The following is a 12,155-nucleotide window of genomic DNA, read 5'->3' on the forward strand; positions in this document are numbered from 1 at the left end:
TTCATTCTACCACCAAACCCAGAACAGTGCCATGACAATAGCGGTACTAGCTACGAAGAAGCCGCCAATCATAAACAGGATTGGCATTAGATGCCCTTTGTCCTTCAAGTGCATCCAGTAACCCATTTGTACGAACACCTGCAACACAGCCATAACCAGCAAAATGATGATCGTAAATGCCGTGTTGATGCCACCGGCTGCGACAGCCGCAAAAGCAATCGCAGTCAGGACAATGGAGAAAATAAAGACAACAATGTGTTTCTCAGGGCCTTCCACACGATGGCGGTGTTTAACTGTAGGCCCCTCATTAGATTGTTGATTCGCAGTCATTCCTTAGCCCACCTTTCCAAGAAGGTATACGACCGAGAAGATGAACACCCATACAACGTCGATAAAGTGCCAGTACATGGCAGAAACATATACCTTAGGTGCTGTAACCACGGTTAACCCTTTTCTGTACAGTTGAGCGATCAACAGGCTGATCCACACAACCCCGAAAGCAACATGGGCACCGTGGAAGCCAACCAGCGTATAGAATGCAGACGAGAATGCACTCGTCTTCATGTTAAACGATTCATGCACAACATATTCATAGAACTCATAAATCTCAAGGCCAAGGAACCCAAGACCCAGAACAACGGTTACGATCAGCCACAACTTCAGCTTCTCGATATTGTGACGGTGAAGCGCCTGAATGGCGAACACACTGGTCAAGGAACTGACAAGCAATATCAGCGTTGCTGCTGCCGTAATTGGCAGAGAGAACAGCTCGGCTGCGGTTGGGCCTTCGTTGTTCTGGCCGCGAAGCGCCAGGAACGTTGCAAACAACGTACCGAAGAGCACGGCCTCTCCACCGAGGAAGAGCCAGAAACCAAGAACCTTATTACGGCCTTCGAGTGTTGCCTTCTCCGGCTCGTGAGGAAGTTCGCCGTTTACATGTTCAGCGTGACTCATGCTTTCCCCTCCCCTTCCAGTTCTTCAACTTCGATGTGATATCCATGATCATCGTACAGGGAACGAGCGATCATAGCCGCGAACGTAATCAGAAGACCAACAATCAGAACAATATATTTATTGAAGATTAAGCTCATGAACGAATTCGAGAAGTCCTCCGTGCTAAACATGAAACCAAGACCCGCGATAAACAGACCCAGTGACATTACAAACGGTAGAATACTTGGCGAAGGCATGTGAATCGGACCAACCGGTTCGGATGGTGTCATCTCTTTATTGCCTGCCATCTTCTCTTTCCAATAAGCGTCAATGCCGCGAACAAGCGGAATTTGCTTGAAGTTGTACTCTGGCGGTGGAGAAGGAATACTCCACTCGAGCGTACGGCCATCTTCCCATGGATCGTTCGGAGCACCAACCGGTTTTCTCGAAGTGGCAACAACGTTTGCCAGGAAAGCCAAAACGCCGATACCCATCAAGATTGCGCCGATGGTACTTATAAAGTTAAGTTCGTCAAAATTCTGGTTCGGCAAGTATGAGACAATCCGCCGCTGCATACCTAGCAGTCCAAGGAAATGCTGTACGAAGAATGTCAAATGGAAGCCGATTGCGAACAACCAGAACGTCCATTTGCCAAGCGTTTCGTTCAGTACGCGACCGAACATTTTTGGCCACCAGTAGTGGAGTCCGGCAAACAAACCGAATACCAGACCACCAACGATAACGTAGTGGAAGTGAGCTACAACGAAATACGTATCATGGTACTGGAAGTCTGCAGGAGCAGATGCCAGCATGACGCCGGTAACCCCACCCATAACGAACGTCGGTACGAAACCGATCGCGAACAGGTTTGCACTGGTAAAGCGGATTTGACCGCCCCACATCGTAAACAGCCAGTTAAAGATTTTGATACCGGTAGGAACGGCGATCAGCATCGTTGCGATGGAGAAGAGCGCATTCGCTACAGGTCCAAGACCTGTCGTAAACATATGGTGAGCCCAAACCATGAAGCCCAAGAAGGCGATCAGGATGGTTGCAAATACCATGGAGCTGTATCCGAACAAACGTTTACGGGAGAATGTCGGAATAACTTCTGAGATAATACCGAATGCCGGCAAAATCAGAATGTAAACTTCAGGGTGACCGAAGATCCAGAAAATATGTTGCCACAACACGGGGCTACCGCCAGCCGCAACATCAAAGAAATTGGCACCAAGCAAACGGTCAAAGCTGAGCAATACGAGACCTACCGTAACTGCAGGGAATGCGAACAGGATCATGGCCGATGTAATGAAAGCCGTCCATGTAAACATTGGCATTCTCATGAATGACATTCCAGGTGCACGCATCGTTATGATGGTAGCCAGGAAGTTGATACCACCGATCAACGTACCCAGACCTGCAATCTGAAGACCTATCGTATAGAAGTCTACACCATGTGTAGATGAATAGTCCGTTGTGGATAGCGGCGTATAGGATGTCCAGCCCGCATCAGGGGCTCCGCCCATAATCCAGCTAAGGTTAAGCAAAATTCCACCGAACAAAAATGTCCAGAATCCGAGCGAGTTCAAAAATGGAAACGCGACGTCACGTGCACCGATCTGAAGCGGAATGACCGCATTCATCACGGCAAAGATAACTGGCATTACGCCAAGGAAGATCATTGTCGTTCCGTGCATGGTAATCAATTCGTTAAATACCTGAGCTGATACTAGATCGTTCATCGGCTTGATCAGCTGCAAGCGAATCAGAATCGCTTCAATACCGCCAATCCCGAAGAATAAGCCGCCCGCTATCAGGTATAATATACCGATTTTCTTGTGGTCAACGGTTGTAAGCCAATCCATTAACCCCGTGTAGCGTTTGACGCTATGGCTTTGAGCATGAGCGTGAGCCAAGGTTTGTACCCCCTTTTAAAGTTCTTGCTGCTGTATTAATTATCCAACTTATAATTGGCCAAGTAATCGGCGATCTGCACGATTTCTTCATCACTGAAGCCGAGATCCTTCGGATTAGGCATCGTGTTGCCAGGTTTTACAGCCTGAGGCTCCATCAGCCATTCCACCAGGTTGTCTTTCGTCGGCTTTGTGCCTGGTTTGCCGCTTATGTCGTTCAGCAAGATACTCGCAATCGTCTCACGTGATCCGATGCCGGTCAGGTTAGGACCCATCGCTCCGCCTTGGTCGCCCACAGCGTGGCAAGAAAGGCAGTTGGTCTTGAATTTCTCGGCGAGTGCCGCATCCGCAGGAAGCACTGCAGGTTCTTTAAATGCCGCAACCCATTTGTCAAATGCCGCATCGTCAACCGCTTTCACCCGGAATTCCATGAAGCCGTGAGAAGGACCGCACAACTCTGCGCATTTACCAATGTATGTATCCGCTTTGTCAGCAACCAGAGTCATGTAGTTAACGCTGCCTTCTGTGTTTGTATCCATCTTACCGCCGAGCGATGGTACCCAGAAGGAGTGAAGCACATCATTCGTTTTTAATTGGAACGCAATTTTCTTGCCTACAGGAATAACCAGCTCTTGAGCGGTTCTTACGCCGTAGTCTGGATAATTGAACTCCCACCAGAACTGATGAGAAGTAACTTCCACCTTAACTGCTTCTGGATTGTTCCAGTCGTTCTCTCCGTAAGCAAATACCTTTTGAATAGTAGGAACTGCAAGCACGAGAACCAAGAGCAGCGGAATCGCCGTCCAAATAATCTCCAGCTTATGGTTACCTTCTACTTGCTCAGGAATTTCATCTTGTCCCTTTTTTCTACGGAATTTAACAAGCACGTATGCGGCAATTCCAAATACCACAACCATTACGACGGTCATAATCGAAATGGAGAGCTTAATTAAATCCAGTTGACCTTGTGCTACCGGACCTTGTGGTCTTAAGACCGACAAATCCTCTCGGCCGCAGCCGGATAACACCAAAGCAAACATGGCCATCAAAGGAAGAAGACGCTTTACAGCCTGCCACCGTTTCATCATTGATCTACCCCACTTTTCCGATTTTCGTAGACTACCATCCGGCGCAAACAGCGGTAATCTACCTGCACAATCACGGATGAAGTAATCCTGTCAATTAAAGCAATCACTTATTAAATATAAGTTCATGGGTTGCTTTTGTCAATCATTCACAGGGAGTTCACAAATTGTTCGAAAAGTCGTCAAAGTCGCGCCGTTACTGATTTTGCAATCGCTTTCAAGCGGTATCTCCCACTCGACGACCTATCATTCGACATCCTCTGCAACCCGTCAGCGACAGCCTTCATAGCTATATATACAGTCATTTCCGCCATTTTGAATCTGTTTGCAGCCACTCCCCGTTCATCTGAGCCCCCATGATAAAGGAGGCGTTCTCCGCAAGCCTAGGCAACATCGCGAAGAATGCGAAGAATACCTTCTATTATTATGGTATATTTTTCGTGATCTTAATCCGTCAGAATAACAGCACCTTCACGAGTAACCGCAATGGTATGCTCATACTGTACGCCTACCGATCCATCCGCACTGGATATGGTCCAGCCGTCATCCCCCCAGAACACGGCACCCGAAGGTCCCAGGGTGAACACCGGCTCGATGGTTATCACCATTCCTTGTTTGAGTTTGAGTCCCCTTCCCGGAATTCCATAGTTCAGCACATCGGGCGGTTCGTGAATGGCCCGGCCGATGCCATGACCGACTAGCGATTTTACAATCCCGTAGCCTTCCCTTTCGGCAACCTGCTCGATCGCATAGCCCACATCACCCAAGGTTGCCCCATGCCGTACCGCCTCGATCCCTTTAAACAACGCTTCATGCGTATGTTTCATCAGCTGCTTTACTTCTGGGGAAACCGTATCTACCGCATAGGTCCAGCCGGAGTCCGCCAGCCATCCGTTCTTGTTCACCACCATATCTATGGTCACGACATCCCCCGCTTTCAGCTGCCTCTGGTCGGGAAATCCGTGACACACCACATCATTTACTGATGCACAAGTGGCGTATGGAAATCCTTTATAGCCCTTTTGCTCGGGAAAGGCTCCGTTCTTCTCCAGAAACTTCTCGACCCTGGCATCGATCTCGCTCGTTGTGATCCCCGGTTTAATAACTTTCGCTATTTCACGATGACACGCAGCCAATATACGTCCCGCCTCGCGGATATGTCCGATCTCTTCCTTCCGTCTCAGCTGTATCCTCACATCTGTCCACTCCCTTATATCCTAATCGGATCGATTGCTAACAATATATGTGGGGACAATTGCAAAATACCCCTAGAAAATGGACTTTCCGAGGAAGTATGAGCCTGTTGACTAAAAACGGAGGCTGAAAACGCAAAAAAACCGCTTTCGGGACATTGGTCCCAAAAACGGTTTAACCATAGAATCTAAATGGTTCATGTCATTAGTCATTAACAAGGTGAAGATGCGATGCATGTTGGTGATATTTCTATAGACCAGGTGCTATTACAGGTTACGAAACGGAGGAATTCAGCTTGCCAAGTTCATGCTCAACAACAAGAGTAAGCTCTTCTTCATAGCCTCCCATAATATGGTACTTCCGGACATACTCCTTTACAAATTTTTTCGGATCTTTAGGCCGGAAAATTCGTGTCATTTCCCGCAGACTTTCCTTAACCTCATTGTGACCTTTCGTTGCCATGATGGATCCCTCCCAAAACGTGTGGAATAAAATTACTCCGTTTAAAGAGAATGCCGAAAAGATCTACCTCATTAAGTTGAAGCCATATTGCAGTTCTTACGGTGATGATTAGGTTGATATTCAGCAACTTACCAATGCACCTGACACTATACATACCCTAACAGCATGCAACTGAATCATTAATATATTATATCATATTCTTCTGTTTGTTTCATCTTTCCCAAAAAATGTTTTTATGTCCTATGTTTTTTCATCAGGTCATTCTTTGTGCCCGGAATTGGTTAAGATACATTCAATCGAATCTCCCGCCAACTCTAGAAATCAGTGAATATCACAAATTGATACTCAGAATAACATATGTAAGATACAAGGAGGCTTTTAAATATGATGTCGAATACCCAGTCTTTTCTCCACTCCTCTGTTGACATAAGCTCGCCTATTCCTGTCGCGGAGCCTGAAGACGCAGGCCTTCAGCGCGATGTGCTCGATCAGGTCGATCAGATTATTCAGAAACAATACCCGAAAATGCGCAGCTTTCTTCTGCTCCATGCCGGCAAACTCATCTACGAACGCTATTACAACGGTCATGGCATGACCTCGCTGAATGATCTCAGGTCCGCTACCAAGAGTTTCACGTCGGTATTATGCGGCATCGCCCACTCACGCGGCGAATTACCTGACCTGAATTCCTCAGTAATTGACATCTTCCAGCGATATGTTCCCGAACGAGCCCATCCCCTATTGCAAAAGGTTTCCCTTCATCATCTGCTGACGATGACCTCAGGCTTTGCGTGGCAAACCGGTAAAAAGCTCGGGGAACCGCTCATTCACCGGTTCCACCGCAACCGAAAATGGACGAGCTTCGCGCTATCCCTCCCTGTCATTGAACAGGAAATGGGCCTCTTTCAATATCGGAGCATTGATTCCCATCTGCTCTCCGTTGCCATTAGCGAGGCTACAGGAATGGATGCTTACGCCTATGCCAGACAACATGTGTTCGAGCCGCTCGGCATTCGTCATACCGCCTGGTCCCCAAGCCCCGAGGGCCACAGTATGGGTCACATTGGCCTCTATCTTACCTCACGCGACATGGCCAAATTCGGTCTTTGCTGCCTCAATGGGGGACGTTGGCAAGGTACAACACTCATCCCGGAATCATGGCTTAAGCAAGCACTCGCTCCGCAGGTTGAGGGCTATCCCGCGTTTGGCGATTACGGATTCCAGTGGTGGACCGGAGTTCAGAACGGGACTCCCTTTGCACTCGCACACGGCCATGGAGGACAGCAAATCTACCTTTTCCCCCAATTGGGTACAGTCGCCGTATTTACGGCCGACAGCAAGGTCAGCCGCTGGAAGAACCCGCGGTTTCTGCTGGAGCGCTATATTCTCGATGCTCTAAAATCAATATCCGCAACGTCTTCGCCAAATAGCTGACAGATCGCCAGCGTCGGACTCTGTGCAAGAAGCACTCGATTCGTTGTCACGCCTATAACCTGACCTTTCATGCAAATTTCAGCGGATAGTACCTCCTCTTTCTGGTTACTTTATGCGATATGAATCATTTCTAAAATCAAGCCTGAGAGGAGCATGCGACATGTCCGGTAAAGACAAGGATCTCCACCCTATTTCACGAGAAGAGGTTGAAGTAGACGGAACCTACACGAATGAATGGGGACGGGAGGAATATTTGAAACGCGGCGAGGAATTTCCGTTCGATCCCCAGAAGGGCTCCACGGAGTGGCGACTGGCGGAGTATGATTTTGAAAACCACCATCGAGGCATGACAGATGAGCGACTGGTTCCGAAGGAAAAAGGTCCTGATAAACAGGTGAATGCCGAATCTCCGCTGCGGCATGATGTGGAAGTAGATTAAAACCCTTGCATATCGGCAGTGAAGAGATGATTCATCAGACCTGCTTATAAAAGGGTGATATGACATGCGAAAATCGAAGCGTCTTCTGCTATGGCTGATCCCGATCGCCATCGTAGGAGCCATATGGCTTGCAGCTTCTATCGTGGAGCCGGAATACGCCTATATACCACCGGCACATAAGCTTGAGAATACCACGCAGCTCCAAGCCCAGCAAACGGGTTTCATTCGTCAGTATGATATCTGGGGCAAGACGCTTACGGTTCCCGGTACCGCTTTGAAGGATCAGGACCCCAGATTAACAGCCGCCCATGGCGCCGTTGAGGTGACGAAAGAGCTGCTTGCCTTAGGGCGCCGTACACTGTATGAGGAGTCCTTTGGCAATGAGGTGTTTTTAACGGATATCTTGGGGATCGTCGATGGTCCGATGAAGCTGAAAAACGTGGCAAAAGCTATCGCCGAGTTAAAGGGACGCGGAACAACCAATCTACGCGTTGAACTCGATCAGGATGTTACAATCGGCGACAAATCCTTCCGTAAGGGAGATAAGATTGATACCGGCTTTGACGTAGCCAAAGGCGCCTATTCCCCCATTGGCGTTACGGTTAAATATGCCGAAGGCAAAGCCCACATCGGCGTTAGCTGCATGGCCTGCCATGCGACCGTAAACCGGGAAACGGGAATGGTTGTGGAAGGTGCGCCCAATTCCGATCTAAACCTCGGTTTAATGCTGGCACTGGCTCCAAATAGCGCGGCGTATTTTACCCATACTGACATTACGAGTCTGGTGGATTATGTTAAGAATGAGCAGCGTACGGTTGTAAACTCTAAAGGAAAAACCGAAGCGCTGCCCGATCCCACCCTACTAGAGAAAGCCGTTGACGAAAATCTGATCAAATGGATGCCCGGCACTTTCGATACAACCGTGGATCTGGTGAGCGACGTGACCCAAATTCCCGATATGTTTACGAAGGGCGATCATCCCTACAGTTGGAGCGGCTTCGCTACTATGGGTCCCTTCAAGGGACTTAGTACCTTCAGCAACAATGTTCACGCCCAGAATACGGACACCCTGAGTCAAACTGAGGTTAGCGAACCGTTATGGGGGATCGATAAAGAGATTTATGTGGGCACCATTCTGCAAAATGCAGCCCATCGCAAATTTCGCTATGATCCGAGCAGCGGGCTGAAGCCAACCGAATTCTTTAACCGGCTGGATCCCAATCCTGGAACCCCCGGCGTGAATGAGGTTATTAAGATTCCGAATTTCCCGAAGGTTTCAGCCATCGCACCGAACGGGCTGTACGTCAGCTCTCCGGGATTCAAGGCTGGGGAGCAGGTTAATGCCATGTCCGCCTATCAGAATACCATCCGTCCGCCTGAAACGGATCCCAAGGAAATCTCGGATGCCAAAACGATCAACCTCGGAGCGGAAGTCTTCAAAAAAGCACAATGCATCACTTGCCATGCTGGCGACTTCTTTACGAATAATCGCGTTATGCGCGCGACCGAAATTGGTACCGAGCCTGCTAGGGCCAAGGCTTTCCATCGTACGCAGAACGTTTTTGGCGAAGCAGAGTTCTATCCACCCGACACGCCTGTGCCGATCCCTCCGGATGCCAAGGTAACCAAAATCCCGCTGGATGATATCGCCCCCGAGCAGATCGAGTTGGGCTTCGGCCATAAACAGTTGGGCGGCGGTTATAAGGTCAAAGGGTTGATCGGTCTTCGCTGGTCCGCACCGTATTTGCACGACGGCGGCGTAGCGGTTGGGCCTGAGCTGACACAAACCGGCGTCTCGCAGACGCTTATGAAAGGGATCCACGCGGACCCATACAACAGCCTAAAAGCCCTGATTGACCGCAAGCTGAGACTGCAGGTCATCGAGGCGAACCGCAAGGATTCAAGGCTGAGAGACACCCATGTCACTGGTCAGGGGCATGAGTATTGGGTGGACGAAAGCAGCGGTTTCACGCAAGAGCAGCAGGATGCTCTCGTGAAGTATCTGCTGCAATTAAAAATGAAATAAGTTCGGGATTTAACCATCATACTTTGTCCCATCGGCTCATAAGGTAAGGTATAAAGCTTGCCCTACCCCAGTACCGGTCTAAGACAAGGAGTTGATGAGATGTCCCCTTTCAAATCGTCCACAGGACTTCCCGAGAATCTGGCGGCTACGCTGTGCTATCTATTTCCGATGGTCGGAGGAATTCTGTTTCTATCATTAGAAAAAAGAAGCCGCTACGTCATATTCCATGCTCTGCAGTCCTTGCTGGCCTTCGGCATCCTGGCCGTCGCTCACCTGCTGTCGAGCGCGGTGCCCATCATCGGCCTACTGGCCTCCGCCCTCCTGGCGCTGGTCGGCGTCTTGATGTGGCTGGTGCTTATGGCCAACGCCATTCAGGGAAAATGGTTCAAGCTGCCCTGGATCGGCAATATTGCAGAGAAACAAATGCAGCGAGTCTAAAGATTTTGTACCTCACGTAAAAACGGCTACCTTCACTCTATGAAGGTAGCCGTTTTGTTTGTGTTCGAACTAACAGGACCGGACAAAAAAAGCAGCCGGAGTTCATCCGGCTGCTTTGAAAGACATTTGTTATGCAGCGTGTCCTTCTGCTGAATCACCTTGCTCTGTGGAAGTGGGCTTGGTATTTCTCAAACCATTGAAGATCAGGTTTAGCACAATCGCTGTCAAGCTGCCCGCCACAATGCCGTTATCGGCAAGAATACGCAGGTTGTCAGGCAGACTCGCGAACAGACCCGGTACGGTTGTCACACCAAGGCCCATGCCGACGGAACATGCAATAATAAACAGGTTCTCGTGTCGGTTAAGGTCTACTTGATCCCCTAACATCCGAATACCGGAAGATACAACCATGCCGAACAGGGCTACCATGGCTCCACCCAGAACGGATGTTGGTACAAGCTGTGTCATGGCGGCAATCTTCGGAACAAATCCGATCAAGACCAGCAAGCCGCCTGCCACAACGATCACGTCACGCGTCTTCACACGGCTCATCTGAATCAGACCCACGTTTTGAGAGTATGTGGTATAAGGGAACGAATTGAAAATACCGCCTACCACAATCGCAAGACCCTCCGCACGGTAACCACGGGACAAATCCTTGGAGGTAATGTCACGATCCACGATTTTGCCAAGCGCCATAAATACGCCTGTCGATTCGGCAACACTGACAATCGCTACCAGAATCATTGTCATGATCGGAACGATCTTAAACTCCGGCGTACCAAAAAAGAAAGGCTGCGGAGCACGGAACCAGCCGGCTTCGCGCAGCGGGGTTAAATCCACTCCACCGTAGAATGCCGCTACCAAGGTGCCTAGAATAAGACCTAGAAGTACCGATATCGAACGCAAGAAACCTTTGGCAAACCGATTCATGATGATGATGAAGGCAAGAACGCCGAAGCCAAGGGAAATGTTGAGCGCACTGCCAAAATCCTCGCTGCCTTGACCGCCGCCAAGGTCATTCAAAGCTACGGGAATCAGCGTCAACCCGATAATTGTAACAACCGAGCCTGTCACGACAGGCGGGAATACCTTAATCAGCTTACCGAATAAACCGGAGAACAGAATGACAAATAAACCGGAAGCGATAATCGCTCCATAAATTGCCGACATCCCGTGCTTCTGCCCGATAATGATCATCGGACCTACAGCCTGGAATGCGCAGCCGAGCATGACCGGAAGACCGATACCGAAGTACTTGTTGCCGAATACCTGCAGCAAGGTTGCAACCCCGCAAGCAAGCAGGTCGATGGCGATGAGATACGTCAGCTGCTCCGTCGTTAAGCCGAGCTGCCCGCCAACGATAAGCGGTACGATGATAGCCCCTGCGTACATTGCCAATACATGCTGTAAACCCAGTGAAAAGGTTTTGCCCGGACTCCGATTTTTATCAAAAATCGGTTCTTGCACCGCTTGTTTCTGTTGTTCCATGGCTCCTTGATTCCCCCCAATTAAATTGTCAGCTTTCGGTCTATGCGAATGTCACTACCCCATCTTCAAGTGATGCAATCCGTACGAGCGATTCTACCCGGTAGCCCGCTTCGGCTAACAAGCGTCCTCCTGGTTGAAATGCCTTTTCAATGACGATCCCGATGCCTACCACCTCGGCGCCCGCCTGCTCTACGATTCGAGCAAGCCCGAATGCCGCCTCGCCGTTAGCAAGGAAGTCATCCACGATCAGCACTTTATCGCCGGGTTTGATGAATTTCTTCGCGACCGTAATTTCGTTCGTCTCCTGCTTGGTGAAGGAATACACCTTCTCCACGAATATATCCTCACGGAGAGTCAGCGACTTCTGCTTCCGTGCAAAGATGAGAGGCACTTCCATCTCAAGGGCGGTCATAATGCCGGGCGCGATGCCGGAGGATTCAATGGTCAATACACGAGTCACGTTCGCTTCCTTAAACAATCGCGTAAATTCCTTCCCCACCTCTTTCATCAATACCGGGTCCATCTGGTGGTTCAGGAATGAATCCACCTTAAGTACCTGTCCGCTTAATACAATGCCTTCCTCTTTCACTTTGTTCTGCAGTAATTGCATGATGCTCCCCCTTAAATTTGTTTACATTCCAAGCAAAAAAAGCCCACTTCCTCCTTTCACCGAATCGCCGGGAAAGAAACAAGTGGGCATAAGCAACAAAAACGCACCGTGAGCCACCTGAGGTCAAATG

12 protein-coding genes are annotated in these 12,155 nt (G+C 49.4%); 4 read left to right on the forward strand and 8 right to left on the reverse strand.

The window, feature by feature from the left end:
* Positions 1-6: 6 nt before the first annotated feature.
* The 6 genes from ACOZB4_RS24395 to ACOZB4_RS24420 form a co-directional block, all read right to left on the reverse strand.
* Positions 7-330 carry a cytochrome C oxidase subunit IV family protein gene (locus tag ACOZB4_RS24395; protein ID WP_379414406.1) on the reverse strand — a complete coding sequence of 108 codons (324 nt, stop codon included), beginning with the start codon at positions 328-330 and terminating at the stop codon, positions 7-9.
* Between the two features lie 3 nt (positions 331-333).
* Positions 334-954, reverse strand: a complete 621-nt coding sequence (locus ACOZB4_RS24400) for a cytochrome (ubi)quinol oxidase subunit III (RefSeq protein WP_009590523.1) — start codon at positions 952-954, stop codon at positions 334-336.
* On the reverse strand, positions 951-2,798 hold the full coding sequence (ctaD, locus tag ACOZB4_RS24405; protein WP_379414455.1) for a cytochrome c oxidase subunit I: 1,848 nt from the start codon (positions 2,796-2,798) through the stop codon (positions 951-953). The genes ACOZB4_RS24400 and ctaD overlap by 4 nt, the downstream gene beginning before the upstream one ends.
* An 86-nt stretch (positions 2,799-2,884) precedes the next feature.
* Complete coding sequence (gene coxB, locus ACOZB4_RS24410) at positions 2,885-3,934, reverse strand: cytochrome c oxidase subunit II (RefSeq protein WP_339270166.1); 1,050 nt, start codon at positions 3,932-3,934, stop codon at positions 2,885-2,887.
* 443 nt (positions 3,935-4,377) lie between these two features.
* Positions 4,378-5,127, reverse strand: coding sequence for a type I methionyl aminopeptidase (map, locus tag ACOZB4_RS24415; RefSeq protein ID WP_339270164.1), 750 nt, complete (start codon positions 5,125-5,127; stop codon positions 4,378-4,380).
* A 271-nt stretch (positions 5,128-5,398) separates the two neighbouring features.
* Entirely contained in the window at positions 5,399-5,587 is a 189-nt protein-coding gene (locus ACOZB4_RS24420) for a hypothetical protein (RefSeq protein ID WP_006208082.1), read from the reverse strand.
* 387 nt (positions 5,588-5,974) lie between these two features.
* Here ACOZB4_RS24420 and ACOZB4_RS24425 point away from each other — a divergent pair, with 387 nt between their 5' ends.
* The 4 genes from ACOZB4_RS24425 (at position 5,975) to ACOZB4_RS24440 (ending at position 9,924) form a co-directional block, all read left to right on the forward strand.
* Entirely contained in the window at positions 5,975-7,021 is a 1,047-nt protein-coding gene (locus ACOZB4_RS24425; protein ID WP_379414454.1) for a serine hydrolase domain-containing protein, read from the forward strand.
* A gap of 160 nt (positions 7,022-7,181) precedes the next feature.
* Positions 7,182-7,460, forward strand: coding sequence for a transposase (locus ACOZB4_RS24430; protein WP_076326002.1), 279 nt, complete (start codon positions 7,182-7,184; stop codon positions 7,458-7,460).
* A gap of 64 nt (positions 7,461-7,524) precedes the next feature.
* The gene (locus ACOZB4_RS24435; RefSeq protein WP_379414405.1) at positions 7,525-9,486 is read left to right on the forward strand and encodes an electron transport protein; all 1,962 of its coding nucleotides are present in this window, start codon (positions 7,525-7,527) and stop codon (positions 9,484-9,486) included.
* Between the two features lie 99 nt (positions 9,487-9,585).
* Entirely contained in the window at positions 9,586-9,924 is a 339-nt protein-coding gene (locus tag ACOZB4_RS24440; protein ID WP_076326004.1) for a DUF4870 domain-containing protein, read from the forward strand.
* A gap of 129 nt (positions 9,925-10,053) precedes the next feature.
* On the opposite strand, the gene ACOZB4_RS24445 is transcribed toward ACOZB4_RS24440, so the two are convergent.
* Entirely contained in the window at positions 10,054-11,415 is a 1,362-nt protein-coding gene (locus tag ACOZB4_RS24445; protein WP_076326005.1) for a nucleobase:cation symporter-2 family protein, read from the reverse strand.
* Between the two features lie 40 nt (positions 11,416-11,455).
* Positions 11,456-12,025 (reverse strand): xanthine phosphoribosyltransferase, encoded by a 570-nt coding sequence (locus tag ACOZB4_RS24450; protein WP_009593434.1) that lies wholly within the window; start codon positions 12,023-12,025, stop codon positions 11,456-11,458.
* Positions 12,026-12,155 lie beyond the last annotated feature (130 nt).

It is taken from the genome of Paenibacillus sp. NPDC058898 (assembly GCF_049316025.1).
Taxonomy (GTDB): Bacteria; Bacillota; Bacilli; order Paenibacillales; family Paenibacillaceae; genus Paenibacillus_AQ.

Excerpts from the sequence above, each read along its gene's own strand:
- ACOZB4_RS24440 (WP_076326004.1), top strand. The coding sequence starts at position 9,586 with ATGTCCCCTTTCAAATCGTCCACAGGACTTCCCGAGAATCTGGCGGCT.
- ACOZB4_RS24425 (WP_379414454.1), top strand. The coding sequence starts at position 5,975 with ATGTCGAATACCCAGTCTTTTCTCCACTCCTCTGTTGACATAAGCTCG.
- ACOZB4_RS24435 (WP_379414405.1), top strand. The coding sequence starts at position 7,525 with ATGCGAAAATCGAAGCGTCTTCTGCTATGGCTGATCCCGATCGCCATC.
- ctaD (WP_379414455.1), bottom strand. The coding sequence starts at position 2,798 with ATGGATTGGCTTACAACCGTTGACCACAAGAAAATCGGTATATTATAC.
- ACOZB4_RS24400 (WP_009590523.1), bottom strand. The coding sequence starts at position 954 with ATGAGTCACGCTGAACATGTAAACGGCGAACTTCCTCACGAGCCGGAG.
- ACOZB4_RS24445 (WP_076326005.1), bottom strand. The coding sequence starts at position 11,415 with ATGGAACAACAGAAACAAGCGGTGCAAGAACCGATTTTTGATAAAAAT.
- ACOZB4_RS24430 (WP_076326002.1), top strand. The coding sequence starts at position 7,182 with ATGTCCGGTAAAGACAAGGATCTCCACCCTATTTCACGAGAAGAGGTT.
- ACOZB4_RS24420 (WP_006208082.1), bottom strand. The coding sequence starts at position 5,587 with ATGGCAACGAAAGGTCACAATGAGGTTAAGGAAAGTCTGCGGGAAATG.
- ACOZB4_RS24395 (WP_379414406.1), bottom strand. The coding sequence starts at position 330 with ATGACTGCGAATCAACAATCTAATGAGGGGCCTACAGTTAAACACCGC.
- ACOZB4_RS24450 (WP_009593434.1), bottom strand. The coding sequence starts at position 12,025 with ATGCAATTACTGCAGAACAAAGTGAAAGAGGAAGGCATTGTATTAAGC.
- coxB (WP_339270166.1), bottom strand. The coding sequence starts at position 3,934 with ATGATGAAACGGTGGCAGGCTGTAAAGCGTCTTCTTCCTTTGATGGCC.